The 16867-nt window shown below is 40.9% G+C and carries 17 protein-coding genes; 8 read left to right on the forward strand and 9 right to left on the reverse strand.

Annotation, left to right across the window (positions count from 1 at the left end; translation table 11 throughout):
* Nucleotides 1–35 precede the first annotated feature (35 nt).
* The 3 genes from M9899_03535 to M9899_03545 are packed head-to-tail and all read right to left on the reverse strand — an operon-like array spanning nucleotide 36 to nucleotide 3537.
* Nucleotides 36–962: a hypothetical protein gene (locus M9899_03535; protein MCO5113228.1), complete on the reverse strand. Its 927-nt coding sequence runs from the start codon at nucleotides 960–962 to the stop codon at nucleotides 36–38.
* Nucleotides 950–1612, reverse strand: a complete 663-nt coding sequence (locus M9899_03540; GenBank protein MCO5113229.1) for a hypothetical protein — start codon at nucleotides 1610–1612, stop codon at nucleotides 950–952. The genes M9899_03535 and M9899_03540 overlap by 13 nt, the downstream gene beginning before the upstream one ends.
* Nucleotides 1588–3537, reverse strand: coding sequence for a hypothetical protein (locus M9899_03545; protein MCO5113230.1), 1950 nt, complete (start codon nucleotides 3535–3537; stop codon nucleotides 1588–1590). Before M9899_03545 ends, M9899_03540 begins: the two co-directional genes overlap by 25 nt.
* A 159-nt stretch (nucleotides 3538–3696) precedes the next feature.
* Between M9899_03545 and M9899_03550 the strand changes: the two genes are divergently transcribed.
* The 4 genes from M9899_03550 to M9899_03565 are packed head-to-tail and all read left to right on the forward strand — an operon-like array spanning nucleotide 3697 to nucleotide 7390.
* Entirely contained in the window at nucleotides 3697–4938 is a 1242-nt protein-coding gene (locus M9899_03550; GenBank protein MCO5113231.1) for an ankyrin repeat domain-containing protein, read from the forward strand.
* Nucleotides 4928–5590, forward strand: a complete 663-nt coding sequence (locus M9899_03555) for a hypothetical protein (GenBank protein MCO5113232.1) — start codon at nucleotides 4928–4930, stop codon at nucleotides 5588–5590. Before M9899_03550 ends, M9899_03555 begins: the two co-directional genes overlap by 11 nt.
* Before the next feature lie 16 nt (nucleotides 5591–5606).
* Complete coding sequence (locus tag M9899_03560; GenBank protein ID MCO5113233.1) at nucleotides 5607–6611, forward strand: hypothetical protein; 1005 nt, start codon at nucleotides 5607–5609, stop codon at nucleotides 6609–6611.
* Nucleotides 6599–7390, forward strand: coding sequence for a hypothetical protein (locus M9899_03565; GenBank protein ID MCO5113234.1), 792 nt, complete (start codon nucleotides 6599–6601; stop codon nucleotides 7388–7390). Before M9899_03560 ends, M9899_03565 begins: the two co-directional genes overlap by 13 nt.
* Here the strand turns inward: M9899_03565 and M9899_03570 are convergent.
* The 4 genes from M9899_03570 to M9899_03585 form a co-directional block, all read right to left on the reverse strand.
* Nucleotides 7379–7783, reverse strand: coding sequence for a biopolymer transporter ExbD (locus M9899_03570; protein ID MCO5113235.1), 405 nt, complete (start codon nucleotides 7781–7783; stop codon nucleotides 7379–7381). The two genes, M9899_03565 and M9899_03570, sit on opposite strands and share 12 nt — an antisense overlap.
* 15 nt (nucleotides 7784–7798) lie before the next feature.
* Nucleotides 7799–8407 (reverse strand): MotA/TolQ/ExbB proton channel family protein, encoded by a 609-nt coding sequence (locus tag M9899_03575; GenBank protein ID MCO5113236.1) that lies wholly within the window; start codon nucleotides 8405–8407, stop codon nucleotides 7799–7801.
* Between the two features lie 44 nt (nucleotides 8408–8451).
* Nucleotides 8452–8613 (reverse strand): 50S ribosomal protein L33, encoded by a 162-nt coding sequence (gene rpmG, locus M9899_03580; protein MCO5113237.1) that lies wholly within the window; start codon nucleotides 8611–8613, stop codon nucleotides 8452–8454.
* A 241-nt stretch (nucleotides 8614–8854) separates the two neighbouring features.
* Nucleotides 8855–9586, reverse strand: coding sequence for a pyridoxine 5'-phosphate synthase (locus M9899_03585; GenBank protein MCO5113238.1), 732 nt, complete (start codon nucleotides 9584–9586; stop codon nucleotides 8855–8857).
* A 126-nt stretch (nucleotides 9587–9712) separates the two neighbouring features.
* On the opposite strand from M9899_03585, the gene M9899_03590 reads away from it, so the two are divergent.
* Nucleotides 9713–10456 carry a response regulator transcription factor gene (locus M9899_03590; protein ID MCO5113239.1) on the forward strand — a complete coding sequence of 248 codons (744 nt, stop codon included), beginning with the start codon at nucleotides 9713–9715 and terminating at the stop codon, nucleotides 10454–10456.
* On the forward strand, nucleotides 10446–11870 hold the full coding sequence (locus M9899_03595) for an ATP-binding protein (protein ID MCO5113240.1): 1425 nt from the start codon (nucleotides 10446–10448) through the stop codon (nucleotides 11868–11870). The genes M9899_03590 and M9899_03595 overlap by 11 nt, the downstream gene beginning before the upstream one ends.
* On the opposite strand, the gene M9899_03600 is transcribed toward M9899_03595, so the two are convergent.
* Together M9899_03600 and mgtE are read right to left on the reverse strand one after the other, a co-directional pair.
* Nucleotides 11847–12833: a DHH family phosphoesterase gene (locus M9899_03600; protein ID MCO5113241.1), complete on the reverse strand. Its 987-nt coding sequence runs from the start codon at nucleotides 12831–12833 to the stop codon at nucleotides 11847–11849. The genes M9899_03595 and M9899_03600 overlap by 24 nt on opposite strands.
* A gap of 45 nt (nucleotides 12834–12878) precedes the next feature.
* Nucleotides 12879–14216 carry a magnesium transporter gene (gene mgtE, locus M9899_03605; protein MCO5113242.1) on the reverse strand — a complete coding sequence of 446 codons (1338 nt, stop codon included), beginning with the start codon at nucleotides 14214–14216 and terminating at the stop codon, nucleotides 12879–12881.
* A 103-nt stretch (nucleotides 14217–14319) separates the two neighbouring features.
* On the opposite strand from mgtE, the gene greA reads away from it, so the two are divergent.
* Both greA and M9899_03615 read left to right on the forward strand, forming a co-directional pair.
* Nucleotides 14320–14799, forward strand: coding sequence for a transcription elongation factor GreA (greA, locus tag M9899_03610; protein MCO5113243.1), 480 nt, complete (start codon nucleotides 14320–14322; stop codon nucleotides 14797–14799).
* Nucleotides 14800–14820: 21 nt separating this feature from the next.
* A complete protein-coding gene (locus M9899_03615) occupies nucleotides 14821–16863 on the forward strand; it encodes a hypothetical protein (protein ID MCO5113244.1) in 2043 nt (680 codons plus the stop codon).
* Nucleotides 16864–16867: the final 4 nt, after the last annotated feature.

A 16867-nucleotide genomic window follows, 5' to 3' on the forward strand; every position in this document is an offset into this window, starting at 1 on the left:
TTTTGATCTTCAGTGTGTGGTCGGCAAAAATAAATTTAGAAGCTGTCCACTTTTGAAAGCTTTAAAATCGACATCAATTCATTTTCAAGATTGGATAAAGAGTTACTGACCTCATCAGAATTTTTAAAACTATTTCGCAGTTCACTTAAAACAGTATTTAAGAATTCTTTTTCATACATCATCTCTTCATTATTTTTGACATTCAGATCAATAAAACGAATTAAGAACTCTTGAACTTGTCGCTCAATAGAGTTGGTGGTTTGCCATGAAGAGACAAAATCTCTAGCTCCATATTTTACGTTGTCTTGGCGTGAAAAAATAATATTAAAGTTAATCTCCAAGGCTTCGCTCTGGACGCTATTTTGATTTAAAAGATAACTGCTTGTGGACCTGACATGCTCAATGGTGCTTAAGATCAGTCGGTACAGCTTGGGTACTACAAAAGTAGTGTGATGAGTGGGGGCAAAACTAGTCATGATCTTTTGGTATTCAGTGCTAGCCTCTTTGGCAAAGGCGTCTTTCACATAAGCCAGCTGCTCAGCTCTTGGGGTAAAGCCCATCAGAATATAACTTTCTTGCTGCGCACTTATAATAAACCGAGGGCCAAGTTCTTGCCATTTGGAAAAGTTGGCACTGCTAAAAATGGGGTTAAAGTCAGTGATAGATTTAGGAGCAAAAGCCATGATGGGAGCTTGATGAGGATTAAAGACTTCGTTACCAAAAGAGTACAATCGAAAGAAGTCTTTGGGAGAAATATATTCTGATCTATAAGAGTCAATTTGAACAATATCGGCACTTCGTAGTCCTGGAGTTGTTCTTGTTGATGACGAAGACAGATACATGCGACAGAGCCCCTTATTTCCTCTTTTTTTAGGAAAGCTGATGATCTCTGCGGCTGTTACTGGTTTATAAAATATCAAAAGTGAAAGTAATAGTAAGGCGCCCCCTCTTAAGCCCTGCATTTTCTAAACTCCTTCGTAGAAAAGTATCTGCGCACTTGTTTTTCAAAAGCATAAAGATAAAGTTTAATATCCCCAGTTAAAGCTTCATCTCTGGACACTTTTAACAAAGTAGTCATCTTTGAAAAGTCAAAATGCTTATTATTTTTGGTTTCAAGAAAAACGATAAAGTGGGCTGTGGCAAAGTATACTGGGAGTTCCATTTTACTTTTCCATGCCTTTTGCTCTTGCGGAGTGAGTTTTTTAAAATCGTGGATCTTTCCCTCAAGTTCTGTAATAAAAATAGACCACTGCCCCAGGATGTCTTTAAAAGTCGGGTGGTCTTCCTTAAAGTTTCTTTCCGTTTTAAGTTCTTCAAGATCGTGTCGTAGGTGTCGAGCTTCGGGCTTATTTAATAGTTTTGTTTCTAAAGCCAGATCAATGATTCTTTCAACTGCGGGGATCACCTCTGTGCTTTCCACATTTTTGGCAAAACCACTGACAGGTTTTTTTGTTTCTTTTTGAGAGTCTTTTAAGAATTCTGTAGTATCGTTTAGGGGTGTGGAAGTGCGACTCTCTGATAAGTACTGACGGCACATGTTTGCGTATGTGACAGAAGACAGAGTGACAGTAAGACACATCCCTAGGACTACATAGAGTAGATGGATTCGCATATCACCCCTCCATTTGATCCTGGTACAGACAAGTGATCTAAAAACTCAGGTACAGGTCTGTGTAAAAAGTCTTCCCAAAATTTATCTTGTAAGACTTTAAATCCATAATCCAACTGTGTGGCCCCTTTACCAAAAACGCTTCCGATTCTTCTGATAAATTCAGGAAACAGATGAGGGGCTCGTGCTTTTTCTAGCCAGAATCTTTCTTCGTTGAGGACTCGATTTTGTTCCAGCAAATAATCGGCGGCTTTTTTTATGTCTTCAGTACTATGAATTTCACTGAACTGAGAAAATCCAGAATAGGCTTCTAAAACTTTCAGAGCATAATCTCTAATATTGTACTTCATTGTGGGATCAGCGTTACGTTTGTCAAAAGCACTAAAGCGTACGAAATCCACAAATATATTTGTAAAATAAGTCATGCGACCAGCACGCCACTGTAGCCTAGAGATCTCTCTAAAAGATCTTTCAGACTTAGGCATATCAGCAATAGAGCGTTCGATGATCACATCTACAATTTTAGGCAATGTACTTCCAAAGAAGGCTTCTAAAAAAGTAGCCTGTAAGTATCTTTGGGTCATGTTCCCACTCTTATCACCAATTTTATCTAAGGTATTAAAAATATGGGCTACAAGTTCTTTCGCTCTCTCGCTTTCAATCTGATCCAATTGGTACTTAGTAATGGAGTCAATATTGATCTCTTTAAGGGAACTGACAAAGTCTCTTTCAAGTGCACGATGTTCTTTTTCTGCCTCAGTGATGACATGGGGTTCGAAGATTTCATTTTTCAGTTCAAAAAACCAAAAATTAGTTCCTTTAAAAAGTTCAGACGTACTAGGCGCAAAAGAATGTAGGGTTCTTGGGTTGTTACGTTTTTTTAATAACAAGAACCTTTTATATCTGTAACCATCAAAGACTTTCTTTTTAATGGAAAGAGTGGTGTGAAGGCCCTCAAGTTCAGCTTTCAGAAGTTGCTCTTGCTGGCGTTTGCTGAGGTTATCAGGATTGCTTTTAAGGTTTTCAATTCTTGCACGACGTTTTTCTAAATCCACCTCAAGTTTTTGCAGAAAGGCTTCAGCGCGGTGGCGTCCAGTAATGCGGTAGGTGAGTTTTCGTTCGCTGTTTTCTTCTTTGAAGTCTTTTAAAAGCTCAGGGTCAATCCTAAACTCTGGGACTTCTACTTCCATGCGTTTTAAGGCTCTACGAATGTAGTAGGAAGTTACACTTAGTCTTACTAAATTAGAGACAGCATTTCTATTAAAGTACTTGGCATAAAGTAAGGACCTAGCAGTGGTTAAAGCGGCTCCCGAATAGTAGGCGATCACAAAGGTGATGGCCTCACATAGAAAATGGGCTCCAGGCATTCTAAACACATAAAGCATAGCCTCTTCGACAAGCTCGCCTGCGACCTTGGCGATACCAGAAGCGGTACCGTACTTAGCCCCTAGTCCAATAAACTCACCTGCATAACGATAGGCTACGGCATCTTTGATGGCTAGGGCTTTCAACGTCAGCCAGCCTTTAGCGATCAGATTTTGGGCTTCAGCACGGATGGATTCAATACTGGGCATCACACATTCTGCACAAGCCTGTTTGATCTCTTGGATATAAAGGCGCGAGAGTTCATCGGCCAAATCCCAAAAGGCGTTGTCTATGTAAACTTTACTGCCACCAACATTAAAGAAAGGCAGAGGAGAGATTTTAACGTTGGCACGTAGAGTTTGTGTTTCTGTGGAGCTTTCAATATTCAGATGACCAATTTTTTCGAGAATACTCGCATAGTGTTCAATGCTCACACCATCATTACTGACTTCACTATGAGCCCAAGCGTTTTTGTGAGGTAAAACGGGGATAAGGAGTAAAGAAAATAACAGTATAAAAGTTACACGGTTAAATATGATTTTTAAATCTCTATACGGTTTCATTCGGAGACTTATAATGCTGTTGTTGTAGAACTCAAAGATTTTTCTTTTTGATTATCAAGTCGCTTTCATCGCAATTTGAAACAAGCATAATTCTCGATTTTCCCTCTAAAGTATTTTATGTACTGATCCCAGTCTAACAAAGCCAATTAGGAAGAGACCATGAAAAAACTGTTTTCTATTTATTTTATGATGTTGACCCTGTCAGTGTTCAACTTTGCGTGTTCAGATTCAGACTCAGCATATTTAGAGAACTCAGAAGAGTATCATCAGTATAACGAAGAAGAAAAGGCCTTGTATGCTCCTACTTTGTTGTTCAAAGCCGTGTATTTGAATGACAAAAAACTTTTTGAAGAGCAAGAGCCCAATGCCTACATTGATTTTAGGAAGAAAAATATTGATGGTGATACAGCACTGGCCGTGGCCATTAAAAAACAACGTTTAGATTTTGTATTAAAACTTATTTCTATTGCCACCTTTGATGATTTAAAAGTTCCAAATAAAGACAACAGAAGTTTTGTGTCTCTTTTAGCAGAATATGACTACAAAGAGGCCTTTGATATTGTGGGCGATAAATATTTAAAGCAAGCGGGACCATTACAGTCCGTATGGGCTAATTTTCCTGATATAGATTTCGCTGATGATTCAGGAAAAATTTCTGCTCATTATGTTCGTAGTGCAAGTTTTTTAGATCAACTTGAAACATATTGGTTTTATGGTGTTGCAGATATTCAACATCCTTGGAACTCTTTTTATTTTTCTTATGATGACCATGGCGACACTTTTTTGATGAAAGCAGCAGAGTACAACAAGGTAGAGGTCTTAGCTTGGTTCTTGAATAAATACTGTGGAGGCTGGGGAACTGAAGAGAACGACTGGTGGGGTATCTTTGGATGGGCCATTAGAAATGGAACCTTCCTAGCTCGTAAAGGTGTGGAGTACGCCCAAGACTTTGACTATTTGTGGTTTGAAAGATCTTATATCAATATTTCCAATCATGATGGCAACACTTCTTTGCATCTGGCAGCACAAAATGGAAATGCCAGAGCCGTTGAGCTGATCATGCAATGTGAGCAACGTGATCCTGCGATGATCAACAATGATGGGCAATATCCGATCACATTCATGTTAAGTAAAATTGATCCCGAACTTACTTATGTAGATCAGAACTACAAAGATATTTTTGATATGCTCTTAGATCAGGTGGACCCTCTATGGTCAGCAGTTCCCATGAACTCTTTTTCTGGTCTTGTAAACGGTAAAGACAACTTTAACCTGTCTGCGGTTCACTATGCGGCTCGAATCAGAGACCCTTATTTTTATAATGCACTTAGAAAATATGTTCAGCCTAATTCAGACGAAGATGGAATCTTGGCAAAGGATAGACAAAGACATGCGCAATAGCCAAATAGGAGCCTTTCTTTTATGTCTTTGTCTACAAGCTTGCGGTGATGTGCAAAAACAGCGCACACCTGAGCAATTGACACTCGTAGATCGTTCGAGTCGTTCTGCACAAGTTTATGACAAAGACTTTAGTGGTATCAGTTTGCAGGCCAACACACGCCTAAAAGCCAGCTCTTTGCTTTTAAATTATAAAGATCCACTGACTTTTAATGTGAAAGCTCAATTTTTATCTGAAGAGTCAAAGCTAGCTGTGAATGCCTACACAACAAGCCTTACGACAAATGATGGAACACGTATGGTGTTCTCTCCGAATGCTCAAAATGGCATAGAAGTGCATTTGTACACCAGAGACTATCCACTTTATCACTTTTGCACCATTGAGTACGCTGTTTCCAAAAATGGAATTATAGATTTAAGTGTTCAACTGTCTTATCAGGACAATCGAGGACCGATCATTGCCATCTGGAATATGTATTATGATGGCAAAAATAAACGCAAAAAGAACTATTCCTTCTTAAGTGCTAAAAGTGCAGATTGTAATTCTGATGGACAAATCTTTATCGAACACTTTGGCAGTGGGCGTTTGTGGGGATTTGAAATTCAACAGACTCGAATTCAACAGGTCATGAGGTCAGAATCTTATGATTTATAATTTCATAAAGCTGTTTATGACTTTGTGTTTATCCTCACAAGCTACAGAGGGAGTTTCTGGCGAAAGCACGTATTCACTTAAAAAGTATGTGTCTTTAGATACAGAGCTTTCTTTAGAATACAGAAGTGATCGTTTACGAACCATGCAGAACACAGAGACCACCAATATCAGAAATCTTTCTCTTATGGTCAGTCTGTTTGAAGAGCAAAGCTCAGGATTTGTATTTGAAATTTTGGGCGAAGAAGATCAAGTGGGCAATTTGAACGTGAATATTGGTGAACTTTATTATCACACGAAGTTGTCTTTGTTTAGGCAAGAGGACTCTCAGTTTCAAGTGGGGATTTTGAAACTGGGTTATGGGATATTAAACGAACTAGATGGACTATTTTCTGTGATGCCCTCTTACTATAGTTATTTGTATGACCTACCTAGAGGGCTAGACACAGGTGTGCAGTTTTCTACTCAAGTGATTATTCCCGAGGTCACAGTCAGTGCCAGTGTCTTTGCAGGTAAAAACTTAAGACAAACAGACAGTAAGAATAGAGACATAGATGTTTTGCCCCATCATTTAAAATTGCAATGGACGCCGACAAAAACTAATGCCTTGGGACTGAATTACTTTTCTAGAAAGTATGAAGCCCAACCTTTGGTGCGCGGAATAGGTTTAGAGTACCAACATGTGAACTTATTAAATATCGGAAAAGTGAACTTGGATGTGGATCTAGAGCTATGGTCTATTGTTGCTAGTATTAACTCCATCCAAAATACAGGGATTGCGGCCCTGATTGCCCCTAAACTCAGCTATAAAAAAATCTTTTTCCAACCGTATATCTCTGTAGAGCGATGGGGACAAGACGGTACGGAAGATTCTCAAGAAGTGTTTTTTACAGGGAAACTGGGTTACGACTTTAACAAGCACTTCCAGTTTGTGTTAGAACAGACTCAGATCAAAAATTCTACGATTGATATGGACAAAGAAAATTCACTACAAGCAAGGGTGGTTTCAAGGTGGAGCTTTTAAAGGGTGCAGTACTAGTACTGGGGATCGTATTTGGGGGACATCATATCGCGAGGGCTTCTGGGACTTGTGTTCCACATCTGTCTGAAAAGACCAGTGACAAGTTGATTCTTGCCATTGAACAGCTCAATCCTGAAATTTTATCGGGAAATAAAAACCCAGAACAATTGTATATAGATTTAAAAACTGAAGAAGCAGGTTGGGTAAGGCAGACGGGGTATATAGACTACAACAGCCATAAGTTATCTGAGGCTCAAAAACAAAGAATCTTAGCCAATTATAAAATCAAAGATAACAGATTAGAAACAGATTATGATTTTGCTCTTTTTTATATGAATCAAGTGCGCTTGCTTTATGTTCGAGTTTCAAATTTTATCTACAGTAGGATTTTAAGTGCTTCACTTGGAAGTGTAGTCACTCCTAGAAACAATGAATACGCGAAACATATCATCAACAGTCTTTTTGGCCATGAACTTACGTCAGTAGAAATGACTACAGAACGCTTTAAAGAAACCATGAAGAGTGCGCCATGGCTGATGTTCCCTTGGTCAGAGGCCATTGCGATTTTTACGGCGTGGGAGGCTCAACCTGTTAAAGGCCCCAGAGAACTTGATCAATTTTCTTATCAGATCAAAGAACAGTATGAAGGTAAAATTGCTCCAGAACATTTGGAGTTGATATTCCAAAGCCTGCGAGCCAGAGATGCCACTAAAGCCATCTGTTGCAAATCAGGAATTGGCTGCCAAAACTGTCCTCTTAATCGTCGGTTTCTACTGCCTTGAAGTTTCAATAGTGACGTTGCTAAAGCCGTATTTTTTAACAAGGTCTAACACTTTGATGGTTTGACTTAAAGGGGTGTCTCTATCGCCTTTGATCACTAAAGCGGGTGGATGGGCTTCTAGAGAGACAAACTCCAGTTCGCGATCCAATTCTTTTAGACTGAGTTGGCGGTTGTGCAGATGGATCTTGTTGTCGTTAGTCAGTTCAATGGTGATCAGCTCAGGTTCATATAAAGGTTTTGCGGCTTGAGATATGGGAAGACTTAAGTTGAGCCCCTCTCTTTTGGCTACGTTTAAAAGCATAAACATAAACACAAAGATCAGCACAAAAATACAATCTAAAATAGGGATAAGGTTGATGGAGGGGGAAGTGAGCTGTTCTTCTGGAAACTTCATGGCTATATCCTTCAGTTAAGAGATCAAACTCTCAAGTGCTGAGAGGTCTCGTTCCAGTTTGGATTTCAGCTTTTCATAAGCACTGATATAATGATTGTAAAATAATAAAAAGGTGATGGAGAGTACAAGCCCCACAGCTGTGGTGATCAGAGCTTGCGACAGTCCTGCCATCATCAGCTGGCTATCAGGGACGGCGGCATCAGGTTGACTGCTAAGGCTTCCAATAGAAAGGATGATGCCTACCACCGTTCCTAAGATTCCTAAAAGAGGGCTGACAGTGATGAGGGTTTCAAGCAGTCGAAAGTTCTTTTTGGACTGATCCAAAAGCTGTTGTCCTAGAGATTGTAAAATCTGGGTGTGAATTCGCCCTTTACTAGCAAGGCAATGTCTTAAACACTTCAGGGACGGGTCATCCGAGCTAGAGTACACCTCTTTGGCTAAATCGTGCTGCTTGTGGGTCAGGTAGGTGTAAACCAGCTCTACATCTTGGGTGGAGTAGGTGCTTTTAAGCTTTTTCCAGTAGGCAGATCGCTCTATGATGACAAAAACCCCGATGACAAACACCAAGGTCAGTGGCCACATGAGAATACCACCAGCGATAAAAAATCCTAAAACCTCTTTCATAGCGAAAAAGGATAGTGGAAAATACAGGGGGTGGCTATAGGAAATTACTTAATTTCTTTATGGATAGTGTGTCTTTTAAGAGCTGGATTGTATTTCTTTTTTTCCAGTCTTTCAGGGTGAGTCTGAGTGTTCTTTTTAGTGGTATAGCGAGAAGGGGATTTGCCTTCTTTTCGGGCTTCTGTGCACTCTAATGTGATAATACGGATTTTGCCTTTTTTCTTTGCCATTATCTCACTCCTAAAGTGTAGATTTGTATTGTAACGCAACGGGCTTGTCAACAGGGTTTTCGCTAAGGGAAGGAGAGAGTGGAGTGCTGCTTTTTTGTGCTGTACTCCAAAGATATGGCGTTTGAGAGGCCCACGGGCAAAGCGTTGTCTTTTATGCCTCTATCCCATCATATTGCCAAGATGTCAGCTGTTGTGAGTGGAGGGTTAAGGGGTGAGTTCTTTACGCTCTTAAAATGTAGAGGTAGTTTTTGATGGTGGTCTCAAGTCCATCATAAAGAGCCTCGCTGATCAGCGCGTGCCCTATGGACACCTCGCTGACGTGGGGGAAGTTCTCGCAAAAACAGGCTAGGTTTCTTTGGCTTAAGTCATGCCCTGCATTGAGGTCTAAGCCAGCGTCTAAAGCATCGTTGTAAAGTCTTTTATAGCGCTCTAGAGCTGCATTTATGGTTTTATGGTCAGCCGTTTCAAAGGCTTTGGCAAAGTCTTCGGTGTACATTTCTACGCGAGCGATTCCCACACTCTTAAGGAATTTGAGGTCTTCTAAAGAACAGGTTTCGGGCTCGACAAATACAGAGGCGCGGAAGTTTCTAAGTTGATCGGCGGTCTGTTCTAATAGGGCTTTGTTTGAGTTTACAATCCAACCTGCATTTGACGTTAAAACTTCTGGAGGGTCAGGGACCAAGGTCACCTGCTGGGGCTCTACCTTGAGAATCAGTTCTAGAAAGTCTTTGGAGGGGTAGCCTTCAATATTAAATTCTGTGTGCACAACAGGGCGTAAATCAAAAACATCCTTACGGGTGATATGGCGTTCGTCAGGGCGAGGATGAACAGTGATCCCATGGGCGCCAAATTTTTGAATGCTTTTGGCGGCATCTACCACATTAGGGACGTCCCCACCGCGTGCGTTTCGAAGTGTTGCGATTTTATTGATGTTTACACTGAGCTTTGTCATGACTGTGCTCTAACGAAAGGGCGAGTTTGCGTCAAGTTCTTGTCAAAAACGGAAAAGTTTTTATTTAGAACTTGGGTCTTGGTCGTTTATTGAATATATTCCTAGTAGGTTTCCAAGGAGCGTAATGTGAATTCTCGATTGCTTTTTGTAGAAGATGAAGAAAATTTAGCGAAATTAGTTTCCTTACAACTTAGGGTTTATGGTTTTGATGTCGACTTGGCTTTTGATGGCGAAGAGGCCAGACACAAAATCTCTTCGGAACGCTATCGATTGATTTTGCTAGACAGAATGTTCCCAGAGGGGTCAGGCCTTTCACTTCTTAAAGAGATCAAAGACAATACGGACACGCCCATTATTTTTGTAACGGCATTAAGTGCACCAGAGCACATCATTGAAGGTTTAGAAGCAGGTGCTGATGATTACGTGACAAAGCCTTTTGATGAACGTGTACTGGTTTCAAGAATTAGAGCCGTGCTCAGACGTTATGATCAGAAGCACATCCACCTAGCAGGGGCTGCGGGTATGGGAACGGTTGAGCCCTCTGCGAGCAGCAGTGGTGGTGCTACTGCGACATGGGTGAGTGTGGGACCTATTTCTGTAAACTCTCAAGCTTTTGAAGCGAGATTGTACGAACAGAAACTTCCTTTAACACGTTCGGAATTTTTACTTTTAGAAGCCTTGATCATGCAAAAGGGATGTGTTTTGACGCGTCAACAGCTGATCAAAACTGTACAGGGTGACGGAGTGAATGTCACTGGTCGTACGGTGGACACCCATATTTTTGGTTTAAGAAAAAAACTAGAAGACGCTGCGGATTTAATAGAGACTATTCGTGGTGTAGGGTATAGAATGCACTTTGATGAAGTTTAAGTTTCCGCAACGACTTTTTTTACGCGCTCTTATTGTGCAGATCATTGTGTTTACCGTAGGGTACATCGCCTTTAGATTATTTTTACCTGAAGGAGCCCTAACTCAAAGTAGTAAGATCTATAGCTATGTGTTTTTCGCCTTTATTTCTGTCATCAATCTGATCATCATTTTGGCCTATGTCTTGCGTCCCTTAATGCAGATCGTTCATCATCTTACACAAATGGTAGAGGATCAGGTCTTTAACGAGTTGTACCTGTCGCAACTGTCTGCCTACGATAAAACCCCTGGTGAGTGGCAAGAACTAGAAAAAGTGATCAAACGTTTGGTTAAGATCATTCGTAAAAACTTTAAAGCTTTATCTCGAGAAAAAATTGAATTGCAAGCTGTGATGAATTCTGTTGAGGAACCGATCTTTGCTATCGACCAAAATGAACGCGTGGTTTTTTATAACCCTGCCTTCGGAATGGTCTTTGGTTTAGAGTCAGGTTCTTTAGAAGAACTTTATGCCCATCAAGTAGTGGCTGATGCTAATCTTTTACAGGTTTTAAGAAACAGTCTTAAAAAGGGAATTGCTGAAGAGCAATTTGTAAACATTTTGGTGGGCGGACAGGTGCATGTGTACATCGTGTCTGTGGCTCCGTTAAAACGTGAGACCGACATGTCCACCTATGGTGTAGTGGCAGTACTGCGAGACCGTACCCATCAGATGGAGATCAATAAAAAACGCCTAGACTTTGTGGCCAATGCCTCGCATGAATTAAGAACTCCTATTGCTATGATTTCAAGTTCGGTGAGTCTGATAGAAAGAAGCGTGTCTGATCCTCAGATATTTTCGGAAGTTCTATCAACCCTTAAAGAAAACACCTCTAGGTTGGTGGGTTTAACAGACAGTCTTCTAGATCTCTCCACCTTAGAAAACTCTGAGCAGATTGATATTGAACTGATCAACTGCAAAGAGTTCACTCATACGGCATTTCGACTCAACCAGTTTGCAAACCAAAATATTGAGGTTCTGGCTGATGAAGACCTTTATGTGTACGCAGACCGTAAGCGACTTTTGCAGGTGATCACAAACTTAGTGACTAATGCCTTAAGATATTCTCCGAGTGGTGGAAAGATCTCTGTCATTTGGGAGAAAGACTCTAAAGGGATTATTCTCAGAGTAAGAGATCAGGGTCCTGGGATACCTCAAGACTTACAACGACGTATTTTTGAGCGATTTTATCGCGTGGATCAATCTCGAAGTCGTAAAGTTGGCGGGTTTGGTATTGGTCTTGCCATCGTCAACCACATTATGAAACTGCACAAAGGGGAAGTGTTTGTGAGCCCTGAATATAAAGCAGGTGCAGAGTTCACATGTGTTTTTCCTCTAGAAATTCAAGAGCAAGTTTTAAGTAGTGGCTTGGAGCAATAGGCCTGCTTCTTGGTTAAGCTGGGACTTTAAATCCTTTAAATCTGTAGTGACCGTGGCTCCAGACGCGTGAGCGTGTCCACCACCGTTGAACTTTTCTGCAATGCCAAGCACTTTGATGTCGCCTTTGGATCGAAAACTGATTCTGTATGTGCCTTGTCGTTCTTCGCGAATCAAAATGGCAAGAACACATTGTCCCACACTCATAATCTGATCTAAAATATCATGGGTCTCTTCAATGCCAGCTTGGTGCTCTTGCATCTCTTGGGCAGAGATATAACAAATGGCGGATCTGTTGTTATTGCCAAATTCAATACGGCTTAAAATATGGCCCATAAATCGAAGCTTCTCAATAGTGCCATTGGCAAAAAGCATCTGATGAATATAGGTGCTATCAATATTAAAACTTAAAAGCTTAGAGGCAATTTCGTAAGAGCGTTTGGAGCTTCTGATAAATTTAAAAACATGGGTGTCAAAAGCAATGCTTGTGTAAAGAGCAAAGGCAATGTCATCGTCTAATTCTAAATTTAACATTTCAATCAACTTAAAGGCGATCTCACCTGTAGATGCACTGTTGACATCAATGATTGAACCCTCTGTGGGTTGAGGTCCTGACTGTAGGATTTGATGATGGTCTAAAAATATAAAAGGGCAGGTGTGGGCAAAGGCTTTATAAAGGGGTTCAACTAGTCGCTGGTCATTGGTGTCAAAGGCTAACACCAGATCAGGCTTCATTTTGGCAACCTCTTCAGAGAAGACTTTCACCACATGGTCCTTATTTATAAAATGATAGCGCGGATGTACGGGTTCATAGTGAACCACGTGCACGTCTTTGCCTGCTTTTTTTAAGGCATAGTACATGGCCAGTTCTGAGCCAAACCCATCTGCATCGCAGTTTTTATGTGTAGTGAGTAAAATACATTTAGATTTAAGAATCTTTTCCGCAAGAGCTTTATACGTATCCATTAGTATAAGAGTGTACCTTTAAGGTCTTTTGGTAAAGACCTCGACCTAAGAAATATACGAAAGGCCAAAAGTGGCGATGGTCAAAAAGATCAAATAGCCGCCGATATCTGTACCCATCGTGACAAGCACACCGCTTCCCACCGCAGGGTCTTTACCCAAAGACTTAAGGATAATAGGAACCAAAGAGCCCATAGTGGCTGCAATGATGGAGTTGAGAAACATGGAGAGCCACAGTATGAGTCCAATAGTAAGGTCTTGCTTCCATCCATAAACCACTAAACAGGCTACGGCTCCTGTACAAAAGCCCAGTGTGACACCCACGGTGATCTCTTTGATCAGAGCCTTTTTATAGGTTGTAAAATGAAACTCTCCGATGGCTAATCCTCGAGTGACCACGGTTAAAGTTTGTATGGCCGTATTGCCCCCTGTAGCTGCGCAGATGTTCATCAGACTGGCAAGGATTAACACTTCTGAGATGGTGCTTTCAAATTGATGGATCACTAAACTGGCAAACCAAGCTAAAAACATATTTAAGACAAGCCAAGGGATACGATTTAAAAAAGAGAGATACGCCTTCATGGTCACAGAGTCCATCTGTTGCAGACCTGCTTGAGCGTAGATGTCGGCTGTGGCCTGCTCTTGGATTTCGTCTACCACATCATCAATAGTGATAAGGCCCACCATGCGGTGGTTTTCATTGAGCACGGGAATGGCCACTAGGTCATGCTGCTGAACCATATTGATCGCCACTTCGATGTCATCATGGGTACGACACGCAATCACATCGCGATTGATGATGTCATCTAAAGCCGATTGAGGTTCTGCCATGGCCAATTGCCTTAACGACGCCACACCAATGAGTTTGAGAGTGCTAGTGACACAATAGATGTAATAAATGTAGTCGGTATTTTTGGCATGTTTGCGGATATAATCCAAACTTTCTTCGGCCGTAAGTTCTATGGGAATAGAAAAAAAATCCGTCTGCATCTGTCGACCGCAAGAATCCCTAGGGTATTCTAAATAACGTCGTAATTTTTGATGTTGAGGAAGCTGAGGTAAAAGCTCTTCGAGGCGGTCTTCTGTCAAATAGCCTAAGAAAAATACCGAGTCATCAATGTCCGCCTTGCCAATCAGCTTTGTCCAGTCGGTGACTTCCAGAAGATCAATGATCTCAACAAGACGGGCTTCAGGAAGCTCCAGAAAGGCATCGACAATCTGCGTTAATTCCATGATCTCGTCTTTACGATTGAGGAAGTCGGCTTTGCTTAAGTTATTGATCCATCTGGATAAATCCATATGCCTAAGAGCTGAGAGCTGTTTGCTGCTGATCAGACTTGGGTTTTTATTCAGCTGGGTTTGACCTTTTTTCCAGAAAGCAAACATGAAGACGTCCCATCTCGTAAATTAAGATTGAAAATTAAGCTAAACATACTATATATTAGTCGCTTTAAGTTTAACAGCAATTTTCCATTTAAGGGAGGCTTAAGTGAGTAGTGATAAACAGCCCATGACAGTAAGAGGGCGTGATCTGCTTAATAAAGAGCTAAAAAATCTACTTCAGGTTGAAAGACCCAAGGCCATTAAAGCTATTGAAGAGGCTCGAGGCCACGGCGACTTGAGTGAAAATGCTGACTATGATGCGGCCAAGGAACGTCAAGGTTTTATTGAATCCCGTATTAGTGAAATTCAAGCCAAATTGGCAAGTGCTGAAGTGATCAATCCTGCTGAAGTTCGTTCAGATAAAGTGGTCTTTGGGGCCACAGTGACTATTGTAGATTTAGACACAGATAAAGAATCCACATATCAGCTTGTGGGTATTGATGAAGCCGACATTAAACAAGGTCTGCTCTCTGTATTTTCACCTTTAGGACGTGCTTTAATTGGCAAAAGAGGTGGGGACACTGTTGAAGTGCAATCTCCTCGTGGTGATAAAGAATACGAGATCGTAGACTTTGAATTTAAGTAAGAAGTATGTTCTTATAAACCTATGAAACAGCCCGAACGCTCTAAGCGACTTTTCCAACTGTTTATCGTTACGTTTTTTATAGTCATGGCGGTCAGCGGTGGTACGCAGTTGTTTCTGTCACCCCAAAGAGTTGCGGGTTGGATTAAGACGGGGATTCCTGATTACGAACATTTGGATATAGAATTTAAAAAGGCTCAAGTGAGCTTTTCAGGAAGTTTTTTTCCTTTATTTGGGATCAAAGCTAAAGGAGTGATGATCAGATATCATGGTTGCTCAAATAGCTTCCAAATGAATGCTCCCTATATTTTGGTTCCCTTCTCTTTGATTGAAGCTTTTAGAGGTAAACTTCGTTTTGGCTATTTAAAAATAGGCGACGTGGATTTGCAGGTTCTTAAGAAAGACAATATTTGTATCGAACAAGAGCAGCAGTCTGCAAGTGAACCCGTAGAACCTACTCATAATGTCACGCAAGCCTTAGAGGGAAAAGATTACGATCAACTCTTTACAGCGCTCTTAAAACCCTTCCGTGGAGTAAAGGGATTAAAGATTCAAAAAGTAAATGTTTATGAACCAGTGACGGCACTTTGGGATGACCCCAAGGTGGCGTTGAGTGAAGCCAAAGAAAAAGTAAAACAGTTAGAAGCCGATAAAGAGACGGAAGCTTCGGAACTGCTTGCAGCCCAAGAAGATCTTGCGCAAATTCAAAATGCAAAACATGCCGAAGTGCAAAGGCTCAGGCTTACGTATGATAAGAGCAATGAGTCCATTCTACTTTTAGGGGGTATTAAAATCCTCTTACCAAGATTTGAAACCCTTAAACGACTTCCAGTTTATTGGATCAACTTAGAGTTTAACAAAGCCAAGGGTCTTAAGATGAATGCTAAGGCCCGCTATAACGAAGGTCGTTTTTCTTTGAACTCTGATTATCAAAAAGATTTGGATGATTTGAAGTTACATTGGAAGGCCAGCGATTTTCCGTTTTCATTTTTAGTGAAAACTTTTGATACCAAACAAACTCTGTCACAGCTTAACACTCATCTTTTATGGTTAAATGGTGAAGGTGCGCTGCTAGCTAGCTATCACAAAAAACTGAGTTTAAATGTCCTAGCCCGCGTGCTACGTTTGCGCGGAGAAATGGTGGATGCTATTGCTGGGGATGTTGAGATTGCTGTTTATCCTAAGCTTGACGTGCAAAAGCCCTTTGAGTGGCGAATTGAAAAATTAGACCTCGAACAGGCATCAGACTTTTTGGATCATAAAGGTTTGAGAGGTGTTTTACGACGTGCAGGACATATTCGTGGGTCGGGTATTGTCAATGGATTCCAAGATATTGTTTTTGAAGGCAGTGTTGAGGGGCTTGAGTTTTTCTTTTCCAGTTCTGGCCAAAGAGCATTCCAAAAAGTGGAAAAAGCGGAAATGAGTTTAGAGTACTACAAAGACAAATTCAGAATTGATCTGGAACGAATCACCTTTGGAGAGGGTGAAGTTGAAGGACAAATTGGTTTTGAACTTAAGCCTATTAAAAGCGACGAGTATCAGTGGAAGTTTCAGGCCAATGGCCAAAGCTTAAAGTTCAACAATCAAGTGTACGCGCTCTTTATGCTTGAGCCGTTTTCTTTTGATAAGTTTGACATTACAGTGCAAGGACAGGAAAAGTACGCCAATCATATTCTGGTGAATGCAAAGATTGAAGAGTGCAAAACCTTATGGGGTGAGTTTGAAGGGATGAACCTACAGATCAAAGCCCAAGACCATAAAAAAATGTTTTTGCAAATGCAGTCTAAAAAGTTTGAAGTCAATTCAAAGTATGTGCAGACTGCGGACTTGATCCCTAATCATCTTGAGAATGCCGTTGTGAAAATGGATCTTTTGTTAGATCAAGATTTAGGAAGCTTAGAGTTTATCGCACAAGCTCCAAAGGTGGGGCCACTGAAATTGACGGCAAAAGAGATACCGTACAAAACAAAATCTTTGTCTTTTAATGGCCACCTCACAAGAGCAGGAAAGTCTTATGAGGTTCATGGGGACTTAGAGGGCGGATACAAATTTAAACTTGCTGAATAAAGAA

It is taken from the genome of Pseudobdellovibrionaceae bacterium, from assembly GCA_023954155.1.
Classification (GTDB): domain Bacteria; phylum Bdellovibrionota; class Bdellovibrionia; order Bdellovibrionales; family UBA1609; genus JAMLIO01.